The organism is Aureimonas phyllosphaerae (assembly GCF_900113065.1).
In the GTDB taxonomy this organism is placed as follows: Bacteria; Pseudomonadota; Alphaproteobacteria; order Rhizobiales; family Rhizobiaceae; genus Aureimonas; species Aureimonas phyllosphaerae.
This window is the reverse complement of the sequence record NZ_FOOA01000035.1, coordinates 1-20,985: the sequence shown is the minus strand read 5'-3', so window position 1 is coordinate 20,985 and position 20,985 is coordinate 1. Positions and strand designations below refer to the sequence as shown.

The 20,985-nt window shown below is 65.3% G+C and carries 20 protein-coding genes; 6 read left to right on the top strand and 14 right to left on the bottom strand.

Going from position 1 to position 20,985, the window contains the following annotated elements:
* The 3 genes from BM175_RS21340 to cyoD form a co-directional block, all read left to right on the top strand.
* A partial coding sequence (locus BM175_RS21340; RefSeq protein WP_175526963.1) for a cbb3-type cytochrome c oxidase subunit I occupies window positions 1-988 on the top strand: 988 nt, incomplete at its 5' end.
* A complete protein-coding gene (locus BM175_RS21335) occupies window positions 985-1,611 on the top strand; it encodes a cytochrome c oxidase subunit 3 (RefSeq protein ID WP_090966716.1) in 627 nt (208 codons plus the stop codon). The genes BM175_RS21340 and BM175_RS21335, both read left to right, overlap by 4 nt.
* Window positions 1,608-1,925 (top strand): cytochrome o ubiquinol oxidase subunit IV, encoded by a 318-nt coding sequence (gene cyoD, locus BM175_RS21330; RefSeq protein ID WP_090966714.1) that lies wholly within the window; start codon window positions 1,608-1,610, stop codon window positions 1,923-1,925. The genes BM175_RS21335 and cyoD overlap by 4 nt, the downstream gene beginning before the upstream one ends.
* Window positions 1,926-1,935: 10 nt before the next feature.
* Here the strand turns inward: cyoD and BM175_RS21325 are convergent, their stop codons facing one another.
* From BM175_RS21325 to BM175_RS21310, 4 genes are read right to left on the bottom strand one after another with little or no spacing between them, the layout of a single operon-like run.
* Window positions 1,936-2,718: a VOC family protein gene (locus tag BM175_RS21325; protein ID WP_090966712.1), complete on the bottom strand. Its 783-nt coding sequence runs from the start codon at window positions 2,716-2,718 to the stop codon at window positions 1,936-1,938.
* A complete protein-coding gene (locus tag BM175_RS21320) occupies window positions 2,715-3,674 on the bottom strand; it encodes an SMP-30/gluconolactonase/LRE family protein (RefSeq protein WP_244546110.1) in 960 nt (319 codons plus the stop codon). Before BM175_RS21320 ends, BM175_RS21325 begins: the two co-directional genes overlap by 4 nt.
* Entirely contained in the window at window positions 3,659-4,105 is a 447-nt protein-coding gene (locus BM175_RS21315) for a cupin domain-containing protein (protein ID WP_090966710.1), read from the bottom strand. The genes BM175_RS21320 and BM175_RS21315 overlap by 16 nt, the downstream gene beginning before the upstream one ends.
* On the bottom strand, window positions 4,102-4,572 hold the full coding sequence (locus BM175_RS21310) for a DoxX family membrane protein (protein WP_090966708.1): 471 nt from the start codon (window positions 4,570-4,572) through the stop codon (window positions 4,102-4,104). The genes BM175_RS21315 and BM175_RS21310 overlap by 4 nt, the downstream gene beginning before the upstream one ends.
* A 151-nt stretch (window positions 4,573-4,723) precedes the next feature.
* On the opposite strand from BM175_RS21310, the gene BM175_RS21305 reads away from it, so the two are divergent.
* Window positions 4,724-6,304 carry a GMC family oxidoreductase gene (locus BM175_RS21305; protein WP_090966706.1) on the top strand — a complete coding sequence of 527 codons (1,581 nt, stop codon included), beginning with the start codon at window positions 4,724-4,726 and terminating at the stop codon, window positions 6,302-6,304.
* Window positions 6,305-6,584: 280 nt separating this feature from the next.
* Here BM175_RS21305 and BM175_RS21300 read toward each other — a convergent pair whose 3' ends face one another.
* From BM175_RS21300 to BM175_RS21285, 4 genes are read right to left on the bottom strand one after another with little or no spacing between them, the layout of a single operon-like run.
* Window positions 6,585-7,160, bottom strand: coding sequence for a hypothetical protein (locus BM175_RS21300; protein WP_139224752.1), 576 nt, complete (start codon window positions 7,158-7,160; stop codon window positions 6,585-6,587).
* Window positions 7,161-7,186: 26 nt separating this feature from the next.
* The gene (locus BM175_RS21295) at window positions 7,187-7,870 is read right to left on the bottom strand and encodes a hypothetical protein (RefSeq protein ID WP_090966702.1); all 684 of its coding nucleotides are present in this window, start codon (window positions 7,868-7,870) and stop codon (window positions 7,187-7,189) included.
* The gene (locus BM175_RS21290) at window positions 7,867-8,652 is read right to left on the bottom strand and encodes a hypothetical protein (protein ID WP_090966700.1); all 786 of its coding nucleotides are present in this window, start codon (window positions 8,650-8,652) and stop codon (window positions 7,867-7,869) included. Before BM175_RS21290 ends, BM175_RS21295 begins: the two co-directional genes overlap by 4 nt.
* Window positions 8,649-11,462 carry a D-alanyl-D-alanine carboxypeptidase family protein gene (locus BM175_RS21285; RefSeq protein ID WP_244546111.1) on the bottom strand — a complete coding sequence of 938 codons (2,814 nt, stop codon included), beginning with the start codon at window positions 11,460-11,462 and terminating at the stop codon, window positions 8,649-8,651. Before BM175_RS21285 ends, BM175_RS21290 begins: the two co-directional genes overlap by 4 nt.
* On the opposite strand from BM175_RS21285, the gene BM175_RS23150 reads away from it, so the two are divergent.
* Window positions 11,361-12,056, top strand: coding sequence for a hypothetical protein (locus tag BM175_RS23150; RefSeq protein WP_244546112.1), 696 nt, complete (start codon window positions 11,361-11,363; stop codon window positions 12,054-12,056). The two genes, BM175_RS21285 and BM175_RS23150, sit on opposite strands and share 102 nt — an antisense overlap.
* Here BM175_RS23150 and BM175_RS21280 read toward each other — a convergent pair.
* From BM175_RS21280 to BM175_RS21245, 6 genes are all read right to left on the bottom strand, one after another.
* Entirely contained in the window at window positions 12,026-12,292 is a 267-nt protein-coding gene (locus tag BM175_RS21280) for a hypothetical protein (protein ID WP_175526962.1), read from the bottom strand. The genes BM175_RS23150 and BM175_RS21280 overlap by 31 nt on opposite strands.
* 93 nt (window positions 12,293-12,385) lie before the next feature.
* Window positions 12,386-12,673, bottom strand: a complete 288-nt coding sequence (locus BM175_RS21275; protein WP_090966696.1) for a hypothetical protein — start codon at window positions 12,671-12,673, stop codon at window positions 12,386-12,388.
* Between the two features lie 481 nt (window positions 12,674-13,154).
* A complete protein-coding gene (locus tag BM175_RS21270) occupies window positions 13,155-14,660 on the bottom strand; it encodes an AAA family ATPase (protein WP_090966693.1) in 1,506 nt (501 codons plus the stop codon).
* Entirely contained in the window at window positions 14,657-14,959 is a 303-nt protein-coding gene (locus BM175_RS21265) for a hypothetical protein (protein WP_139224751.1), read from the bottom strand. Before BM175_RS21265 ends, BM175_RS21270 begins: the two co-directional genes overlap by 4 nt.
* 737 nt (window positions 14,960-15,696) lie before the next feature.
* On the bottom strand, window positions 15,697-16,950 hold the full coding sequence (locus tag BM175_RS21250) for a tyrosine-type recombinase/integrase (RefSeq protein WP_090966686.1): 1,254 nt from the start codon (window positions 16,948-16,950) through the stop codon (window positions 15,697-15,699).
* A gap of 552 nt (window positions 16,951-17,502) precedes the next feature.
* On the bottom strand, window positions 17,503-18,621 hold the full coding sequence (locus BM175_RS21245; RefSeq protein WP_090966684.1) for a calcium-binding protein: 1,119 nt from the start codon (window positions 18,619-18,621) through the stop codon (window positions 17,503-17,505).
* A gap of 751 nt (window positions 18,622-19,372) precedes the next feature.
* Here BM175_RS21245 and BM175_RS21240 point away from each other — a divergent pair.
* On the top strand, window positions 19,373-20,985 hold a 1,613-nt coding region (locus BM175_RS21240), incomplete at its 3' end, for a methyl-accepting chemotaxis protein (RefSeq protein ID WP_175526961.1).

The following is a 20,985-nucleotide window of genomic DNA, read 5'->3' as shown; positions in this document are numbered from 1 at the left end:
CACGATGACGATCGGCATTCCGACGGGGGTGAAGATCTTCGACTGGATCCTGACCATGGCCTGGGGCCGCGTGCGCTTCACCGTGCCGATGCTCTATGCGCTGGCCTTCATGGTCCTCTTCACCATAGGCGGGCTGACGGGCATCCTGCTGGCCAACCCGGCGGTCGACTTCCAGGTCCATAACTCGGTGTTCCTGGTCGCCCACTTCCACAACATGCTGATTCCGGGCCTCCTCTACGGGATGATCGCGGCCTACACCTACTGGTTCCCGAAGGCTTTCGGCTTCCGGCTCGACGAATGGTGGGGGCGGGTCGCCTTCGGGTGCTGGGTCACCGGCTTCTGCCTCGCCTTCCTGCCGCTCTACCCGCTCGGGCTGATGGGCATGCCGCGCCGCACGCAGGAGTTCTTCGAGGCCGACTACCTGCCGTTCACGATCGTCGCCGGGATCGGTGCCCTGTTCCTGCTGGCCGCGCTGGCGAGCCTCGTCGTGCAGCTCGTCGTCTCCATCCGCCGCCGCGAAGACCTCGCCGTTCCCGGCGGAGACCCGTGGAACGGGCGGACGCTGGAATGGGGCATCCCGTGCCCGGCGCCCGAGTATAACTTCGCGGTCCTGCCGATCGTCGATGCCCGTGACGCCTTCCACGCCGCCAAGGAGAAGGGCACCGCCTATCCCGATCATCGCATCTATTCGGACATCGAGCTGCCGAAGAACTCGATGACGGGCGTCGTCTTCGGCCTGTCTCTGGCCGCCGCCGCCTTTGGTCTTGTCTGGTACATCTGGTGGCTCGCCGCCCTCGGCGTTCTGGCGGCCGTCGGCGCGATCGTTGCGAGGTCCTTCGTCCTCGACACCATGCGTGTCATTCCCGCCGACAAGATCAGGCGACAGGATCAGGCCTGGCTGGCCCTCGTGCGCACGCTTCCCCGATCCGACCGCGAGACCGAGACGACCTCAGAGAACCGTGGCCTTGCGGAGGCGGCAGCCGCATGAGCCTCCTGTCCCAACACCGCCATCCCGGCCTGAACCTCGATCACACCGATCCGGAAACCCACCGCCAGGCGGAAGAGACGCTCTTCGGCTTCTGGGTCTTCCTGATGAGCGACCTCGTCCTGTTCGCGCTCCTGTTCGCCACCTACGCCTCCATGCTCGGCGCGACCGACGGGGGGCCGGGACCGCGCGACGTGTTCGAGCTGTCTTCCGCCGCGCTGGAGACCGGCGTCCTGCTCTTGTCGAGCCTCACCATGGGCATGGCGTCGATTGCCATGAAGTATGAGGAGGCACCGTCGCGGCTCTACGTTTGGCTGGCCGTCACCCTCGTACTTGGTCTCGTCTTTCTCGGACTGGAGGTCCGCGACTTCGTCAAGATGGCATCGGACGGGGCGACGCCACAGCGCAGCGGCTGGCTATCGAGCTTCTACGCGCTCGTGTCCACGCACGGCCTGCATGTGGCCGCGGGCTGCGTCTGGCTGATCCTGTCGATCATCCAGCTCGCGGTCTTCGGGCTACGGTCCGAGGTCAAGCTGCGCATCATGCGCCTGTCCCTGTTCTGGCACCTCCTCGACGTCGTCTGGATCTTCATCTTCTCCGTCGTCTACCTCGGGGGACTGGCATGACCATGGGTGAGCACGAGCAGGAGAAGCGGCGCGAACTGCGATCCTACGTCGTCGGGTTCGTCGCGGCGGCCGGTCTCACCACCCTCGCGTTCCTGGTCGTCGCGGTCGGGATGACGTCGTCGACGGCCTACCTCGTGATCGGCGCCGCCGCGCTCGCGCAGGTCGTCGTTCACTTCCGCTTCTTCCTGCACATCGGCCTTCAACGCTCGACGCGCGACGACCTGCAACTGATCCTCTTCACGACCCTGATCATCACCCTGATGGCCGGGGGGACGATCTGGATCCTCGGGAACCTCCATCACCGGATGATGTAGCGGCGAACGGTCAGGCGCCCCGGTGGCGGAAGCGGTGCCCGTCCGGATCCGCATCCGAGCGGCTCCCGGCCGGGACATTCTGCAAGACCAGGGACGTGGCGAACGGTGACCCGTCGGCCGCCCCGACAAGCGCGGGGGCGGGGGTCGCGTAGCGGAGCAGCTCGAGATGGGGCGGACCGCCCCCACTCGGCTTGAGCGTCGTCACCTCGACGACGGCTTCCGGGATCCGAAGCCCGTCCATCCGCGCCTGTTCCGGTCCGCGGTTCGTATGCCGTTCCTGGACGGCGAAGCCGAGCTCGCGCCAGAAGGCCACGGCTCGATCGGTATCGGACACGGTGACGGCCGAATGGTCGATGCCGAGGAACGGGATGGGATCGCGGTGCCGCCAAGGGGCGGGCGCCTTTCCCGGATGGAACTCGATAAGCTCCAGCGGATGCCCGTCCGGATCGCGGAACTTGAACGCCGTCGCTCCGCCCGACGCCTCCGGCAGGCTTTCGGCCCCGTCGAGCAAGATCGCCGTCCAGCCAGAAACGCCTCGCAGATACCGCATCGCCTTGTCCATGTCCGGGACGACGATGGCGCAGTGCTGGAAGGAGACGGCGTTCGAGGGCGGGGCCGGCTCCCCATCTTGCGTGGCCTGAACGAGCTCCAACCGCTGGTGACCGAGAAGCAGGACGCGCATGCCCTTCTCTCCGGCCGCCTCGCGGCATCCGAAGGCTGCGCCGTAGAAGCGGGCCGTGGCCTCGACGTCCCGACAGGCGAGCCGGACGGCCACGATGCGTTGATCGCTCATGGCCAGCGCGCGCCCCGCGTGTTCAGGAAGACGGACATCAGCGTATGACTGGCGCCGATAAAGAGCCGGTTGAGATGCGGCCCGCCGCCGAAGGTGAGGTTCGAGACGGTGACGCCCAGATGGATGCGCCCTAGAAGCCGCCCATCCCGCGACAGGCAATGCACGCCATCGCCCGCGCTCGACCAGATGCGCCCCGCCTCGTCCACCGCCATGCCGTCCGTGTAGCCGGGCCGGACCTTGGCGAGGTCGCGCGGGGGCCCGAGCGAGAGCCCGTCGTCCGAGACATCGCACACGCGCAACACCTGGACCGGATCTGGATGGGTCTGGTCGCCCGTCTCGGCGACGTAGAGGAGGCGCTCGTCCGGCGAGAAGGCGAGGCCGTTCGGGCCCGCGAAGTCGCGGCTGACGGCGGCGATATCGCCCGAAGCCGGATCGAGGCGGTAGACGGCGGAGGGCAGCTCGGCTGGTTGCCGCACGCCCTCGTAGTCGTTGGCGATGCCGTAGGGCGGGTCGGTGAACCAGATCGTCTCGTCCGAGCGTACCACCACGTCGTTGGGCGAGTTAAGGCGTCGGCCCTCGAAATGCGTGGCGAGCATGGTGACCGAGCCGTCGTGTTCGATCCGCACCAGGGCGCGCTCGAGGTTGACGCAGGCGACGACGCGACCCTGCCTGTCACGTGCCTGTCCGTTGGCGTTGCCAGACGGTTCGCGCCAGACCGCGAGGCCACCGCGCTCGCTCCAGCTCATCGTGCGCCCACGCGGCAGGTCCTGGAACAGGAGCGTCGCCCAGTCGCCCATCCAAACGAGGCCCTCGATCCAGCGAAAGCCCGTCGCCAGCACCTCCACCGGCGCGTTGGACAGGGTGAGCTTTCCGAACTCGGGCTCCACTGTCTCGAAGCGGAAGTCGGCCACAGCCAAACCCGCGTCCGGAACATCGCGGTTCAGCGGAAGCGGCACGGCGTGATCGTCTCGCGCTTCGAGTCGAACTGTACCACCATAAGGACCGCCGGCTCGTCGCCCACCGTGCCCGACATGTGCCCCTTGCGTCCGTCGCGCTCGGTGGTGCCCTGGTCCTCGCCGAACGAGATCTCGCCCGGTCCCATCTCGACCCGCATCCCGTCCATGCTCTCCACATACCAGCGACCCGAGAGCGGGATGATCCATTGCGGCGAGGGGTTCTCGTGCCAGGCGCCTTCCCAGCCTACGGGCTGGACGGTGACCATCACGCTCATGCCGTCATGGTGCTTTTCGCCCTGCCACTGCGGGGCGGCGGGCGGCTGCATGCTTTTGAGTTCGAACTGGGTCATCTCGCAGCGCTTCTGGCGGCTGACCTCGTCGTCGTCGGTGTAGAGGTGCCAGTAGGGGACGGTCGGCTTGCTGTCGCTCATGGTGTGGTTCCGATGGAGTAGGGGGTCGTTGACGAAAGCGGATCGGCGAAGAAGGCGCCGACATCGTCCGCCTGCGTGCCGAACGTGATGAGCAGGAAGCCGCCGGCGACGGCGAAGTTCTTCAAAAAGTCCCACATGGTCTCGCGGCCCTTCGACGGCCCGCGCAGGCGGAAGTCGGGCGCGCGCCAGAACTGCTTGAACAGGATGGCGGTGACCGCGCAGTAGCCGGACAGAATGAAGGCGGCGAGCCGGTCGGCGACGCCGGTCAGAACGCCCAGCGACATCACCACCTCGACGAAGAGCCCGGTGAGGATCAGAGCCTTGGCCAGCGTGCGGTTGCTCGTCGCTTGCCCGGCCTGCTCGATGGCGGCCCCGAAGTTCAGAGCCTTATCGAGAGCGCTGAACGGCAGGAACAAGAGGACCAGCGACAGGCGCGTCAGGATAGCGACGAGGATTTCGAACGTCATGGTGGCGGGCGGTCCTGGCTGAGGTTTGCGGCTTTCGAGGAGATACGGCACGCCGTTCCGTCGGGTTCTCGCTCTTCGACGACGAAGATGGAGGAACGATCTTCCGTGCCTAGTCTTTAGGCGCAACTCTAAGTCGGCAGGAGCACGGGGAATGACTGAGGACCGCTACGACGTCGTGATCGTCGGCTCCGGGCCGGGTGGGGGTACCATGGCGTGGAAGCTCGCCCAGACCGGCAAGCGCGTCCTCCTCATCGAGCGCGGCGACTATCTGAAGCGCGAGCGCCAGAACTGGGATACGCAGGAAGTCTTCGCCAAGGGTCGCTATCAGACCGACGAGACCTGGGTGTCATCGAGCGGCGACCAGTTCAAGCCGGGCCTTCACTACTTCGTCGGCGGCAATTCCAAGGTCTACGGTGCCGTCCTGTTCCGGCTGCGCACCGAGGACTTCGACGACGTGCGCCATCCCGACGGCATCGCGCCGGAATGGCCTGTGAAGTACGACGAGTTCGAACCCTACTATCAGGCGGCCGAGGAACTCTTCGAAGTGCGCGGCGCACGCGGCGAAGACCCAACGGAGCCGCCCGCGCGCAGAGGCTACAAGCACGAGGCGATTCGGCACGAGCCGCGCATCCAGCAGCTTTCCAACGACTGGGCGCGCGAAGGGCTCCATCCTTTCCACCTGCCGATGGGAGCGCTCCTCGATCAGGACAAGACGGGCGCGGCGACGCCGCACTCGCCGCTCCTGCGCTGCGACCCGTTCGACGGCTACCCCAGCCTCACCAACGGCAAGGCGGACAGCCAGGTCATCTGCGTCGATCCGGCACTCGCCACCCATCCCAACCTGACGCTTCTCAAGAACGCTTACGTCGATCGCCTCCTGACCAACGAGGCGGGCACGAGCGTCACCGGCGTCGAAACAGTCATCGAAGGACGTACGCACACGATCCGAGGCGGCATCGTAGTAGTGGCCTGCGGTTCGCTATCTTCGGCGCTGCTTTTTTTGCGCTCCGGCAACAACCGGCATCCGGACGGGCTCGCCAACCACTCAGGGCAGGTCGGGCGCAACTACATGCGCCACAACAACGCAACCGTACTCGCGATCTCGAAGGACCCCAACCCGACGGAGTTCCAGAAGACGCTCGGCCTCAACGACTTCTATCACGCCCACACAAAGTCGCCGCTGAACCCGTTCGAATACCCGCTCGGCCATATCCAGATGGTCGGTAAGTCGGACGGCGAGCAGATCGAGGCGGAAGGGCTTCCGGGCTTCCTCCAATGGCTGCCCGACAAGCCCTTCGAGTGGATCGCCCGGCACTCGATCGACTTCTGGCTGACCTCGGAGGATCTGCCGAAGCCCGAGAACCGCATCTTCTATCGCAACGGGCAGGTGCATCTGGACCTGACTGAGACCAACATGGATGGGCACCGGGCGCTTCGCGAGATGCTGCGCACCATCTGCGACAAGGGAGCGATCCACCCGCACCTGATGGACCGCAAGCTTTATCTCGGCAAGAACACGCCGATCGGCGGCACCGCACATCAGGCCGGCACGCTGCGCTTCGGCACCGATCCCGATACGAGTGTCCTCGATCTCGACTGCCGCGCGCACGGCATCGACAACCTGTATGTGACGGACGCGAGTTTCTTTCCCTCGATCGGCGCGGTGAATCCGACACTGACGATCATCGCCAACGCGCTGCGCGTCGCCGACCGGATCACGGCGCGCCTTTGAGTGCAGGAACCTGTTGAGTGCGAGGCACGGCCAGGTTTGCTGATTCCGATTGTCCGCTTGTGGGTTAGTCAATTTGCGTAGCGAGGGTCGGTGAAGGGGCGTGAGCAGCTGGCCAGCCTCCGTGCTCTGCTTACCAGGCGTCGATCTGCGCAGCCAAGTAGAGACCCAGCGATGGGGCTCTCGCTGGATTAGCAGCCTTCTCGTTTGCGAATGGACGTGGATTCGACACACAGCTCGCGCTGTGTGCCTTTGTCTCACCCATCTCCGTAAGACGAGAAGATCATACAGGCCTGACCGAGATGGCGGGCTGCCTGAGCGTCTTGCCGCTGCTCACGTTCACCTCCCGGAACGTGAAGCGAATGGTCGCCTCGTTCTCGAACCGCATCGCTGCAACGGCAGATATCGCCGCATAGACGCCGCGGGGCGCCTGCTTCGATCGTGCTGGCAGGCCGTCCTTTGGGTCGAGTTTCTTCGCGTAGGGAAGCGTCGATACGATCACGTACTCGAAGGCGTTCGGGATCTCTCCATCCGCCGAAAGCGCCAGTTCTTGCCCGTCTGCGAACACGGTGTGGCTTGCTCGGTAGGCGCCGGTCAGCGTCGGGGAGATCAGCTCTAGCTCACGCAGGATCCAGCGAACGGCTACCGCCTCGACGTTGAATTCGGCGACGATCGTCCCGTCTGGCTTCACTGTCGAGAGGGCGGCACCAAGCTTGCCGTCCACCGAGACGCGAGGCTTGCGGATCGTCCGACCGAGTGCCGTCTCGTTCTCGATCTGGGTCTTCTCGATCTGCTCGCGCGCGAAGCCCGCCAACATCCTCGACCGCGCCTTCGGGCTGGCGAACTCGTCGACGATCAAGCGAAGCTCGCGCTCGAACGGATCGCTCAAGTGGCCTGGATCCTGTGCTTAATCAGGCTACGGCGAATGTTTTCGAAGCGCGTCGCCTGTTTCCCTCGCCAAGCGTCGTCCTTCGGACTCTCGCCATCGCCGGGAAAGACGAAGGCCATCACGACGTCGGACAGGTCCTCGCACCACACGTCGGCAGCGTCCGGTGTGCCCAGCTCCGCCGCGAAGTCGAACAGCAGTCCGCCAACGAGCCGAACGACCTCACGGCCGTAGGCAGCCCGTGCCGCCGCCCAATGGGCGTAGCCAGCCTCGTTCGGCGACCCGCCCGCAACGGCATGAACGAGAGTGATCTGGCGAGCGGTGGATTCGAAGCGTTTGAGGGTCGCCGGGATGTTGCCGATGAGCTCGCTCTCGTAAGCCTGCTCTGAAGCTGCCGCCGTTTCGGCGGCGAGGCATTCAATCGTCTCAGTGAAGAGCTGCAGGCCAAACGAAGCGCCGAGCGCTCGCGCCTCGGTCATGATCTCGTTGACCTGATCCGCCAAGGCGGCACCGCGCCCAGCCAGGATGTGGTCAGCCCCGCGCAGCGAGAAGGCAGGGCCGACCAAGCCATCCCGTGGCGCTGAACGCTTGGCGGCCAACACAGGGCCGGTCCAGCCCGGTATCGCGGCCAGCGGCACCACGTTCGATGAGGCGGATCCAAGAAGGGACGATTTCGAGATCATGCCGCGACCTTTCCGTGCTGGCGTTCCCAGGCGCGTCGCTGCTGCCGGTTCAGGCCAACCGGCGAGGTGGCCGCTGCTTTCGCCGGCATTTCGAACCGCTCGGGCTGGATCACCTCGCCCTCGACATCCGGCCACTCGTGGACGACCGTCTGCGTCACGCCGTGCGCAGTAATCTCGGTGAGCAGGATGTGACCGCCGACAGTGTGGACGGTCATCGGCTCACCCGATCGGAAGGGAAGGGCCATGCGACGCTGCGCTTCCATCAGGGGAATGCCATGACGGAAGGGATCGAACGTCGCGCAGTCCCAATCGACCCCGGGTCCACTGCCGATTGCGTTCAGTCGTGCCAGCTCGTGAGCGTCGGGGAGGGGGGAGCCGACGCCCTCTCCGCCGATCTCCGCGACATGCCACTGACCATTGAAGACCAGCGTCGCGCCACGCGGCCGGTTGTGGTCCGCGGACCAGCCGACGATATGAAGCTCGACGGCGGCGTTAAACACATGGTTGCCGGCGGACGCGACCCAGGCCGAGTAGAGGTCGCAGACGGCCTGGCCGTCGTCGGCCAGCAGGCTGTCGATGTCGCCGTAAAGATGCACGAGCTCACCAGCGATGAGATCGGGAACGCGATAGTCGCCACGCGCCGCGACGACCATCGTGGTGCCGGGTGCAGCAACGCACTTCTCTCGGAAGAACCACGGCGCCCCCGTTCGGCCGTCGATGAAGAGGGCGTCGGTCATGACGATGGCGCGTGACGCCTGCAGGACGATGTTGATGGCGGTCATGCCGCTTTCCTTTCCGATTTGAAGAGCGGTCCCATGGCGCCGACTGGCGCACCCGCAACGATGCCCATCGGGCCGAGGCCCATGCCGATGGCACCCAAGCCGCCGGACAGTGCACCGGAGAAGGGGCCGCCAGAGGCGCCCGCGCCAAAGGCACCCAACGCGTTCATGGCGCCCTGGCCGAAGGGCGACTTCAGCAGCCCCATCAGGCCGCCCGTGCTGCCCGACGCGGCCTGCGCAGTCGCCGGATCGAACCGTCCGCTGGTGTAGCTCTCCGGACCGCCGAGCTTGCGCTGGTAGTCCTCAAGGCCTTGAGATACGCCCTTGGCAAGAACGCGCTGATCGTTAGCGGCAACCCGGGCGTTTCCGCCCCGCGCACCGGCGAGCTCGATGTGCCAGTTCTCGTGCCCGAGCGGAAAGGCGAGGCCGTACTTCCCAGCGTTCTGGTGCACCCACTGGCGCGCGGAGACGTTGCCGTAGCCAAGATCGGCGGCCATGCCGTTGTTGTGCTGCGAGTTGCCTGGAGGCGCTACCCACTTGCGGGCTGCCGCGACGGATCCGTACTTCTTCAGAGCGGCGTCGAACAGCTCGGCCTGGCGGGCGACGGACCGGAAGCCGGAATTGATCGTTAGCGACGCCTGAACCGCCTTGGGAGCGGCCTCGAACATGTTCGTCAGAGCGGCCGCGAACTCCTTGTTCATGCCGCTGATGTGCGAGCGGTTCTTCCCGGCGCCTAGCATCGACGTCAGCAGGTTGCTCGACACGCTCTGCGTCACCGTCTGAGCGAGCGCCGAGGACGTCGCGCGCATCGCAGGCGTCGGCGCCGGAACTGAGCTGCCGCTGAACGCCGCGTTCTGGTTGGCGACAACGCGAGGCGTCCCGCCGACACCGCCAGCCAGCGTGCCGATCGCTCCGAGCAGGCCGCCGCCGCTCGATCCGGACGACGCCCCACCAGACTTGCCGAACAGCATGTCCGTGATCTTGTCGAGCCCCGCCGACGCGAACTGGCGACCAAAGCCGGCAAGCGCGCGGGCGATGGACTGAATCGCGTTCTCGCCAGAACCGATCGCGTCGACGAGGTCCAGGAACGCTTCCTTGCCGGCGTCGCGCATCTCGTAGAGCGCGTCATTCGTCTTGTGGAGCCGCTCGTTCAGGCGCAGCTGCGCGGCGTCAGCGCGGCCCTGCGCGCTCTCGAAGTCTACGCCGATTGCTCGGAGCTGTTCTGCGATCCGCTGATCCTCGGGAGACCGTGTGGCCTGCTGTCGATCAAAAAGGAGATCGCGCTCGAAGTTGAGCCGCTGCGTGGCTTCCGTCAGACGACCGACTTCGGCTGCCTGCCGGCGCATCTCGTCTGTCAGCTGAACCTGAGCCTCGTCGAAGCCCGCTGCGCGCGCCGCATCCTTCGCCTGGGCGAGGAGATCGAACTCGGTCCGAAGCCGGGCGACTTCGCTGGCGGACTTGCCGACGAGATCGTATTCCAGCTGGGCCTGCTCGATCTGCCGCTGCGTCGCGAGCTCCTGCTGGCGCCCAGCCTCAGACAGTTGCTGTCGCGCCTGCGCGAGCGTCAATGCGCTCGCTTCGGCCTGGCGCTCGCGTGCGTAGCTCTCCCCATAGCCGGCCGCGATGGCGTCGTTGTAGGCGCGTTGACCGGCTGTCGCAGCTTTCTGCGCGGCGGTGACATCGTTGATGGCCGCAAGGTCGAGCGCGTACCCGGCGCGCCGCGTTTCCTCATCCCTGGTCGCCTGCTTGCGGATGAGGCCAAGCGCGGCTTCCTTCTCCGCCTGCAGGGCTGCAATGCCGATCGCCGCGTCTGCCGTGCCCTGCAGGGCGGTGATCTGCCGATCGTATTCCTGCGTCGTCTCGGCAATCTGCCGCTGGACCGGCGACAGGTCGAAGTTGGACAGCTCGCGCTGTGCTTGCTCTGCCGACTGGATGTATGTCTCGAACTCAGCGCGCTGCGAGCGAAGCTGATCGCGTACGCCGTCCATAGACGACGGGTCGAGACGACCGGCAGCGCCGGTCACGCCGCCGAAGCGATCGCGAAGGTCGAAGGGGTTCCGGCCGTCCGGATCGCTCGTGACCCGCGAGCCTTTACCGCCGAGCTGAGCCGCCGTCGCCACGATGGCCTCGATCCGCTGCTGCAGTTCGACTGCCGGCGCGATGCCCAGACGGATTGCGTCGGCAAAGCTGCGGGCATAGGCGTCGGCCTCCGGGTCGAGCCGGATCTTCTGCATCTCAGTCGACATCTGCGTGGCGGTGATCTTCCCGCGCAGCAGTTCGCCATACAGCTCGCGGATTTGCTGATGGGCGGGTGAGATGGCGCCCGATCGCGCCCGCAGGATCTGCTCGGGCAGCGTGTCGTTCGAGTTCAGGTCGCGCAGTTGCGCCTGGTAGTCCTGCCGCAGCTTCTTCACCTCAGCCTGCGTGTCGAGCATGGCAGTGGCCTTGTCCGAGTTCAGGCTCCGCTGGGCCTTCTGGAAGTGTTCTTCCGCTGCTACGGACGCGCCCTTCCACCCGTCCTCGAGTCGGCGCACGGCCGTCTCGAACAACTTAATGCTCTCCTCGGCCGTGCGAGCGGACGGCCCTTTGGTCAGGTAGTACAGTGCGCCGACGGCAGCCGTGACGCCGGCCACCGCATACCCGGCTGCCGGGATCGAGCGGGCAAAGCCGGCGATGCTTGACCCGATCGCGGTGAGCGATCCTTTGACCCCTTGCGGGCCGTCACCCAGCGCCTGGACAACCTGACCGCCCTGCGAGGCGAGGATCTGGAAGGGGCTCGCCCCCATCAGCAGCATCGTCGCCGTGTCGTTCAGCTGGTAGCCGAGGTTCTGGACCTGACCCACGGTCAGCTTGATGTTCTGGTTGGCGGGCTGGATGTCGTCGCCGAGCTGGCGGAATCGCTTCGAGGCGCCGGCCAGGACCGCGTTGCCCTGGTCGACGGTGAGGTTCCGCTTCTCGATCTGCCGCGCGACCTGCGCCTCGACCTGCAGGAACTTCGATGCGTTCGCATAGCCGGTGTCGTAGGTTCGGCGCAGGGCCTCCGCGGCACGCGCATCGCTCAAGGTCCGCTTCTGCAGTGCCTCGGACGCTTTCAGCGCTTCGATCTGCGTCTTGCGCAGCTCGGCGGCGAACGGCTTCAGGTCGTTGGCGACCGCCCGCGCCATCTGTCCCATCGCCCGCTCGGCCTCGATCGCTGGCTTCATGCCGGCGGCATAAGCGCGATAGGCAGCGGGATCGAGCTGCAGCTTCATCGCCTTCAGGTGCTCGGCCGTGTTCGTCACACCCCGTCCGAATGCCTGGACGTCCTGCGCGCCCTTCGCAAGACCGAATGTGTCGGCGGTGACGACGAGCTTCCGCTTGACGACTGCCTCGGCCATCAGCTGCGCCCTCCGGCTTGGCTGTCATAGCCGCCGTCATCTCGTGCCGACGGCAGGGCGGCCACGTCGAAGTCACCGCGGCGGAAGACGCCGGGAATGGTCCGGCCGGCCCGTGCGAGCTTCTCGGCGGCCGCCTGGATGGCGAACTCGTTGGGCGTTACGCCGGCCCGGTTGGCGGCGTCGAAGAGTTCGGCCCGGAAGGCCGGGTCGACCTTGGCACCGGACAGGAACAGCGGGACGGCCCGCGCGGATGTGGCTTGCGACATTGGGATGCTCCCCATGGACCGGGAGGCATTCGATCACGATGGCACGCCCAAGCCTATTGGACACGTCTGGACACGTGTTGCCCGTGGCTGGGCTCAGAGATCCAAGCCGAGATGGTCGACGTAGCGGCGAACGAGGGGAGATCCGAAGTCGCCGCGGCGCAGCGCTTCAAGGGCGGCTTGGTCGCCGGAGCGCTTGGCTTCGAGGGCAATGACGGAGATCTCCCACGGGGCAGCCTTGGACGAGCGACGGCCGATGCCGTCGGACACGCACCACCGCGTCAGCGTCTTGGTCGACAACCCAGTCAGCTCCGCCGCCACCTTCATGGCAACGATCTCAGGCCCCCGCATCAGGACGGGTAGGGCGGGCAGAGGCTCAGCCATGGGCCGTTCCCGCCCAGGGGGAGGGGCGGGTCAAAAGTTGATGACCTTGGGACCTAGACCGCTTGGGGAACTCCAAATTTACGTCGTCAAATCTGAGGAAGAAAGTTGGTCGGGCATCCCCGGGAAAAGGAACCTCCTCCCGCACGGCGATAGGGGGCTGCGGATGGCATGGCAGTAGATTGGTGACCTCAGTTCGAGCGCTCAACTTTTCTCCTCCATTCTGCACGCGTTTTTTTCGAGTTCCCCAAGCGGTCTAGGCCCCCAAGGCCCCGACTTTTGACCCACCCCCTCCCTACCGGGGTACCGACGACCATGCGGGCGGCTTGCGGCTGCTCTTCCTTCAACCCTCCCCAGCGTCCTTGCGCTGCGGCCCACCCCAGAGGGGCCGCGCGAGCGCATAGGGGGTATGGGGGACGTGTACACAGGGGGGTGTGCAGGGGGGGCTGCACCGTCTGCAGGGGGGTATGCAGGGGGGTGTGCACTAGTCTGCACCCACGTCTGCAGGGGGGGCTGCACCGTCTGCACCCCCTCCGTCTGCAGCGATAAGCAGGCGCCTCGTGCCTCTGGAAGGCGGGCCGTATGCCTCCACCACGACGCGGCCTGCATCCAATAGCCTGCGCAGCGAAGCAACGAATGCGGTCTTCTTGATGCCGTCGGCGTGTCCGTGTTTTGCAAAGAGCGCCGGGCCGTATGCTGCAGAAGGCGAAGGGCTGACGTTCCGCCCCTCAGCGGTGAAAGCGGCCAGCAACTCAAGGAACTTGACGTCCACACGCGCCGCAGTTTCCTCGGAGGTTTCCTTGACGGACAAGAGCGGGATGTTCTCGATCACCGGCAACTCCTGCCGCTCCATGACGCCATTATTCCAGCGAAGCGAGATCGCACCACCAGACGGCCCATAGTTCGCCTTCTTCGTCGTGAGGAGGCGAGCGTTCGGGTTCGGTTCGACGAATCGGCGGTTGTCGCCCTTGCCGCGCCACTCCATGACCCGTTCCAGGTAGAGGCGACTGCGGACGCTGTTGCTCCAGCCGGTCGAGCCCGACGAGCCGGTGCCCGAGTTGATGCCGGCGACCGACGGGTGCGCAAGGCAGAGGACGGTCGTCTCGCCGCCCATCGTCAGGCTGCGCAGGAGGCCGACGAACTGGCGTGCTTGACTGCGCACGTTCTCGTCGCCGCCGAAGAGGTCGGCCAGCGTGTCCAGCACGAGGAGGGCCGGCCGCAGGTCGCGCACGGCGCGCTCCAGTGTGAGGAAGAGAGGCGTCGGCTCGATAGAGCGTGTGTCCGGGTTGAGGACGCCAAGAAGCGGATCCTCTCCGACGAGGGAATGGACGTGCAGCTCCTCCAACTCGGCGTCGCCGATGCCTTCCGCGTTGCAGATGGAGGTTAGGCGACGGTGGATCTCGTCTTCGTCGTCCTCGGCCGATACGACCAACGCACCGCCGGTAGCCGGCTGCAGTCCGAGCCATGATCGGCCGGCTGCAGTCGCCGCGGCAAGCTGCAGAGCGACGAGGCTCTTCCCCGTTCCGCCGTCACCCGACAGAAGAGTGACCTGGCCGGCCGGCATCAAACCTGGGACGTGCCATGTGAGGGCAGGCGGAACGTTCGATAGGAGGTCGCGGGCACTAGTGAGGGCGAGGGCGCGCGGCACGTTCGCGCCCGACCCGAAGATGACGTAAGCGTTCGGCAGGCGTGCAGCGTAGATTTTGGCGATGTCGATTGCGTTGGCAAGGTCAAAGGCCGTCTGAGCGTAGAGCAGCGTTCCGTTTGCCCAGAACTCCACCTTCACGGTGATGATCGTTCGTTGGCTACCCCGCTCGTATTCGGACGAGGAGGCGACGTTGATTAGGATCTCCCATCCATTATCGACGGCAACTTTGATCGAAGGCAGCTGGCGCACGACTTCCTGTTGGGCCGTTTGAAGGTCGTCGCCTTCGTAGGGTACCACCTGCGCGATCCGCTGCCAGTTTCCCGGGAGCTTGGGCTGGCTCATAGGGCGACGACCTCCGCGAAAGTCGGCCAGCTGGCAAGGACCACGCAGGCGCCTGCACCGTAGGTGCGAGCAATCGTCAAACCGGTGACGTCCTCGATGCGGTCGCAGATCTCGAGGGGAAGAGGGCGAAAGTCGTTCGCCAACGCCTCGCACGTTGCGACGAGCGTCACCTGGCGAATGTCGGACGTCGATCCGATGAGGAAGTCGTAGTCCGGCCAGGCGACGAGGGTCGCGAAGCCGTGTTCGATCGCTGCCGGCCGCTCGTCGACCAGCGCTTCCTGAAGTTCTTCGATGTACATGGTTGCGACCGTCATGAAGCCCGGCGACGGCGGGGATTAGACTGGCGCTCGTTTGCTTCCATCCAGGCGCGGACGCTGGCGATCCGATAGAGCGTACGGTTCCCGATCGTCGTCTTGGGAAGGCCGTCCGGCAACTTTTGCCAACGCGCGATCGTGCGAAGGGTGACGCCGAATTCAGCCGCAAGCTGTTCGCGTGTCAGGTAGTCCGATAGGAGGTTGCTCACCGTTCGGAATCTCCACTGTTGAATGACAATGGAGTTTTAAGGCGTGACAAATATCAGATCATCTGCCGCGCAACTATTTATTTGGGCGCGGTCGTTTTCTGTGCGCGCGGTCTTTCTCCGAGCGCTTCAAGTGCCCCTCAACGGTGTCTGGATTCGCCCCACGTTTCTTCGCGTAGAGCACGATGCAGCGCTTTCGCCACCTGTGCGGGCTTCGGCCCCGCTCTCTCCGATGTTCCATGGATAGCCGGACATCGTCCGCCGCGAGCTGAGCGGGCGTTCGAGAGCCTATGACCTCCATATAGCTCTTGCGATGCGCAGGTCTCCGGCCGGGCGTATTTCGATAATCACCGCGAAGGTACTGTGCCAAGTGGACCCGATCGGTGAACGACAGTTCGTAGTTGGGATCCAGCAGTATGCCGATCAGGGGTTCGCGATCGTTCTTGAAGGCGGCGTAGACTGTCGCCTTCTCCAGCTCGGTCTCCCCTTCGATCCCGATGGGCCATAGGGCGACCATCAGGCCTTGCCCTTCATCGGCACGACCTGGCTGACGGATTTGCCTGGCATCACCAGAGCGCCCGCTCGCTCGGTTGCGGCGCGCAGGGGATCGTCGAGAAGGTGCGCATAGCGGGCCGTCGTGGCGGGCTGGGTATGGCCGAGAAGCGCGCCGATGATCGGCAGCGATAGGCCCGCGCTCGCCAGCACGGAAGCATAGGTATGCCGAAGGTCGTGGATGCGCGCCGAGGGGGTGACGACCGTTCGCATTTTCCCGTCCTCCCCCTTCACCTTCGCGGTCGTCACGATGCCGGCAGCGATGCAGAGGGCGCGCCAAGTGTTCTTGATCTCCACGCGATGGTCCGTCCCGCGGCCTGGAAAAACGTAGGGGGCTTCTTCTTCGGTCTCGCCGCGGACGTCGTGGAGGCGCGCCAGCAGTTGCCGGGCCGGGGCGGAGAGGGGCACGCGGTGGTCGGCCTTCTGTTTCGTCGTCGCCGCCGGCTTGGTCCACACGCCGGCCTCCAGGTCGAATTGGTCCCATCGTGCCGCCTGGACCTCGCCGCGCCGCGCGCCGGTGAGGAGGAGCATGCGGACGATGTCCGCTGCCTGCTGGTCCTTACACTCGTCGAGAGCAACCGTAAGGTTCGTCAGCTCTGCCCCCGTCAGGTAGCGCTTCCGCTTGTCCTCCTGGTTGCGCTCGATTCCGATCGCGGGGTTGTCGGTGCGCCACCCCCAGCGAATGGAAAGGGCGAACATCTTGGAGAGGATGGCCACGGTCCGGTTGGCGAGGTAGCGGGCGCCGCGCTTCGTGATCTTTCGATGCAGGCTCTCGATCTCGGAGAAGCCGACGGCCGACACCTTCATGTGCTTGAAGGCCGGCCGGATCTCGCGCCGGATCAGCGCTTCGTAATCGTCGCGCGTGCTTTGCCGCTTCTTCGGAAGGTGCTCCTCGACAAAGCGGTCGCACAGGTCATCCATGGTCTTGGCGGTGCGATCCGCCTCGACGGCCTCCATGGGATCCTCGCCGACGTCGATGCGCCGCTTCAGCTCCTTCGCCTCGTCGCGAGCTGCGACTACCTTCCAGTCGGGGAAGGAGCCGATTGTGAATCGCCGTTCGCGCCCCGTCCGCGTCCGATAGTTGAGGATGAAGCTCCGGGCGCCGGCCGCCGTTACGCGGCATCCGAAGCCCTTCACTTCCGTGTCGTACGTCACCTTGTTGCCGGTGGCCGGGACCGGGAGGCCCTTCACCAACGTGTCCGTCAACTTCTCTGCCATGTCCGCTGTGTCCGCACCGTGTCCGTCGCGTTATCGATCCGAATTTACGCGCGGTGTCGTTCAATGTCACCTAAAGTCGCGCAATGTCGCAGCGAAAACAGGTTGTTGCAGCGATGATTTGGAAAATGCGAGTGCCGCCAAAGGGCTGATCTAAGGCGTAGGAAGGAACTCTTAATCAGCGGGTCGTAGGTTCGATCCCTACATCACCCACCATTTACCCTGCGAGTTGCAGCAAGTTTTAAGGTCAATGCCCACTTGCGCGTCGCGTTGGGCAGCGGAAATGCGGTCTTGCCTGCCGCGCGGATCTCGGGAGACCCCAGCGTTACCCTGGTCCTTGAGCCTGTCAGCCTGTTTTCCGGAACGAGACCGTAGCTCTGCGGGGTCCGGGCCTGGATCGTTTCACGCTCCTTGCTTGTGATGGCGAACCGGTATTCCTCCGCATCCCGGCTCTGGCGAAACCGGACCCCTTCGTTTTTCCATCACCCCCAGCGTTTCGAACTACTCACCCTCGATCGACAACGACGGCACGATCTACCGGTCGATTCTCACCACTCAGGCCGCGAGGATGACATCGCTCGGATCGAGGAAGCCGAGCATCCTGCCGATGAAGGCGATATCCTCGGCAGCGCCGGCTCCGACACCCTCCGCATCGTAGGACAGGATGCCGGTCGCCTTGTTGTAGATCAGTTGCGCGACGCCGCCGAGGGCCTTGCCGGTTTGCGACAGGGCGTCGAGATCGAGAAGCCCGTCACGGTCCTTGTCCAGTCCTGCGAAGGTCGCCTGCGACAACTCGATCCTGTCATCGTCGTTGAAGTTCCAGATCGAGTCCCGGTTCGCGGCGCCCTTTTCGGCGAAGGAGAACGTATCGGCGCCGCCTTTCCCATAGAGGCTGTCGTTACCGCCGCCGCCCGCGATGGTGTTGCGGCCGCTGGACCCGGTGATCAGGTTGGCCGCGTCGTTCCCCGTTCCTTCCGTTCCATCGGCCCCAAGGCGCAGATTTTCGACCCCGTACTGATCGCGCAGGTCCACGGACACCCAGGCCCAGATCGTATCGCTTCCATCCGCCGGAACCGTCGCGATCGAGCCATCGAACAGAGCCACCCGATCGCCTGCATCGTCGAAGACGTATTGGTCGCTTCCCCTGGTCTTATAGAACAGGTCGGCGCCCGAACCGCCGTCAAGATGGTCGTTGCCGCGGTTCCCGATCAGGACGTCGGCCGCCGACGTTCCAAGGATCTCGATGCGCTCGATGTCGTCGCGAAGGAAGAACTGGCCGGCGCTGATGCCGTCGGCATGCAGCAGCGTGATGATGGTCGTGAAGCCGCCGCCGTTAATGTCCGTGAAATCGATCCCGGCGCTGCCGAGTTTCGACAGGTCCAGCTTCACGCTGTCCGATCCGCTTCCCCCGGAGACGTTGATGTCGACTTGGCCGAGATAGTCCCTGGCCGGCGCGAAGACGAGACTGTCGTTGCCCTCGTTGCCCTGAATGTCACTCGACGTCTCGAAAAGTCCGGGGACATCGACATTGGAGACCCGGATGCGGAACGCGTCGTCCCCGCCATAGCCGTAGTAGCCGTCGGATATCTCGAAGACGTCGCCGTCGGCGTTCGTCTCGAGCGTCAGAGGCCGCGTGTAAAATACGTCGGGACCGTTCGTACCGCTGAAATACATGACCTAGGTTCCATCGTGCAGGGGGGGCATGCCGGGCGGAGGATCGCAGCGTGGTCGCGAACCTGGCTGCGATGCCACACATCGCGAGTTGCAAGCCAGACCGTCGGAGTTGTGCGACCGGTGGGGCCAGCGATCCGCGAAACTCGGCGTTTCGGGAGATGCCGTGCGTGCCGGCATGCGCTTCTGGCCAAGCCCCGGCGCTTCCGGCACTGCCTTCGACGCGATAGCGGAAACCGGAGGTTTCGAAGGCAACGCCGACAAGACAAAAGGCGAGAATTTCCAGGGTTCCTCGATCGCGCGCGTCAAAATCACTCCAAACGCATCCCTCCAGCTCCAGAGCTCTACGCCATGGGACAGGAGGGTGTCGGCAAAGTTCCAGTGCAGAAACCCCCGTTGGGCCGCGAGACCCAAAGCGCTTCTGCGTGACGCCGGATTCACCTCAGTTCGAGGGTCGGCTCCTGCCCCATCGTCTGCAACGTCCATGCGCTTGGGGCGCCTTGGAGGCAGCCGACGAACGTGGATGCGGCGGGCGCGAAGAGTATGCCGACGGGACCTGGAGGAGGCCTGCGGAGGCCTGTCGGTCACGGCCTGAACTCGCCTGACATTTCATCCGCTGAGCTCCGAAGCGCGCAGCGGAAAAGTTTTTCAGGTTATGCCTTGAAATCCTGCAGGTTGTGTCCGGACGTTAGGGGTCTTTCAAGGGTCCTATAGAATTTTAGCACGGCTATCACCTCTTCGTTAGGTCTGCCTCATGCTGAACAATATGCGGATCTCCACCAAGATCGCTCTCATCGCGGTTCTCATCAGCCTCTCCGGCATCGCCTCGGCGATCTATGCGATCTCGTTCATCCGCGCGTCGGACGAGGGCTATTCGGAGATGATCGAGCGCCTCGACAAATCGGCGATCTACCTCGCGCGTCTCAACCGCACTGCCAACGCTGTCGGCTACGCCGCCTATCGTGCGATCGCCTACGACGGTGCTTCGGCGGAGGCGCAGTCCGCCGCGGCGCTGGCGAAGGACCAGTTCGATGCGATGAAGTCCTACTACGGCGAGGTCGCGTCGCGGCTGACGGACGAGGCCGATGCGCTCAAGGCTCTCGGCGCGAAGATGGATTTCATTGCCGAACGCACCAACGCGGCCATCGCGGCCGGTCTGCGGAACGACAACGACGCGGCGCTCGCCAGCATGCGGACGGTCGATCCCGCCGTCGTCGAACTCAGCAAGCAGACGTCGGCCCTCAACGAAAAGATCATCGCCCGCGTCACCGCCACGACGAACACGCTGTCGGATCAGGCGGCGGCGACGTCCTGGACGCTGTTGGCCGGCGCTGTAGCCAGTGCGGTTCTCGGGCTGGTGCTGGCGCTCTGGTTCTCCCGGAAAGCCATCACCGCTCCGATCGACGCGCTTCGCTCGCGCATGGTGGATCTCGCCGGCGGGCGGCTCGATGTCGAGGTGACGGGGCAGGATCGCCGCGACGAGATCGGCGGGATGGCGCGCACCGTGCAGGTGTTCAAGGACGCGGCGGTGCAGAACAAGCGCCTTGAAGCCGAGGCCGAAGCGGCCCGCACGGCCGAGCTGGCCCGGCTGGAACGCGAGGCGGCTGCCGAACGGATCAAGGCTCAGGAACTCGCCGCCTTCGTCGCCAGCATCGAGTCCGGCTTCACGCGTCTTGCGGATGGCGACCTCACCGCGCGCATGAACGAGGCGGTCGCCCCCGAATACGTCGCGACACGCGACCAGTTCAACGGCGCGGTCGGCAAGCTGGAGCACACGATCGGTGCCGTCGTCGGCTCGATCGGCTCGATCCGCACAGGGCTGACGGAGATCAACGTCGCCTCCAACGACCTTGCCCAGCGCACCGAGCAGCAGGCGGCGAGCCTGGAAGAAACCGTGGCCGCGCTCGGTGAGGTGACGCGTGCGGTGAACGAGACGGCCCAGAACGCCAGCCAAGCGCAGACCAGCGCGCAGAGCGCCCAGCGCAACGCGGAAAAGGGTGGCGAAATCGTCGGTCGTGCCATCGGCGCCATGCAGATGATCGAGCAGTCGTCCCAGAAGATCGGCAACATCATCTCGGTGATCGACGAGATCGCCTTCCAGACCAATCTTCTGGCGCTCAACGCGGGCGTCGAGGCCGCGCGTGCCGGCGAGGCGGGGCGGGGCTTTGCGGTGGTCGCGCAGGAGGTGCGCGGGCTCGCACAGCGCTCGGCGGAGGCGGCCAAAGAGATCAAGGACCTCATTCAGGCGTCGGGCGAGCAGGTGGCCTCGGGTGTCGAGCTCGTCTCGGCCTCGGGCAAGAGCCTTGCCGAGATCATCTCCGAGGTCGGCGACGTCAGCCGCGTCGTCTCGGAGATCGCGCGCCGGGC

What these genes read in the sequence shown, in the direction of transcription:
- BM175_RS21290 (WP_090966700.1), bottom strand. Translation starts at nt 8,652, where the DNA reads ATGACCGCCATCAACATCGTCCTGCAGGCGTCACGCGCCATCGTCATG.
- BM175_RS21325 (WP_090966712.1), bottom strand. Translation starts at nt 2,718, where the DNA reads ATGAGCGATCAACGCATCGTGGCCGTCCGGCTCGCCTGTCGGGACGTC.
- cyoD (WP_090966714.1), top strand. Translation starts at nt 1,608, where the DNA reads ATGACCATGGGTGAGCACGAGCAGGAGAAGCGGCGCGAACTGCGATCC.
- BM175_RS21275 (WP_090966696.1), bottom strand. Translation starts at nt 12,673, where the DNA reads ATGGCTGAGCCTCTGCCCGCCCTACCCGTCCTGATGCGGGGGCCTGAG.
- BM175_RS21315 (WP_090966710.1), bottom strand. Translation starts at nt 4,105, where the DNA reads ATGAGCGACAGCAAGCCGACCGTCCCCTACTGGCACCTCTACACCGAC.
- BM175_RS21295 (WP_090966702.1), bottom strand. Translation starts at nt 7,870, where the DNA reads ATGATCTCGAAATCGTCCCTTCTTGGATCCGCCTCATCGAACGTGGTG.
- BM175_RS21250 (WP_090966686.1), bottom strand. Translation starts at nt 16,950, where the DNA reads ATGGCAGAGAAGTTGACGGACACGTTGGTGAAGGGCCTCCCGGTCCCG.
- BM175_RS21270 (WP_090966693.1), bottom strand. Translation starts at nt 14,660, where the DNA reads ATGAGCCAGCCCAAGCTCCCGGGAAACTGGCAGCGGATCGCGCAGGTG.
- BM175_RS21245 (WP_090966684.1), bottom strand. Translation starts at nt 18,621, where the DNA reads ATGTATTTCAGCGGTACGAACGGTCCCGACGTATTTTACACGCGGCCT.
- BM175_RS21280 (WP_175526962.1), bottom strand. Translation starts at nt 12,292, where the DNA reads ATGTCGCAAGCCACATCCGCGCGGGCCGTCCCGCTGTTCCTGTCCGGT.
- BM175_RS21310 (WP_090966708.1), bottom strand. Translation starts at nt 4,572, where the DNA reads ATGACGTTCGAAATCCTCGTCGCTATCCTGACGCGCCTGTCGCTGGTC.
- BM175_RS21305 (WP_090966706.1), top strand. Translation starts at nt 4,724, where the DNA reads ATGACTGAGGACCGCTACGACGTCGTGATCGTCGGCTCCGGGCCGGGT.
- BM175_RS21335 (WP_090966716.1), top strand. Translation starts at nt 985, where the DNA reads ATGAGCCTCCTGTCCCAACACCGCCATCCCGGCCTGAACCTCGATCAC.
- BM175_RS21265 (WP_139224751.1), bottom strand. Translation starts at nt 14,959, where the DNA reads ATGTACATCGAAGAACTTCAGGAAGCGCTGGTCGACGAGCGGCCGGCA.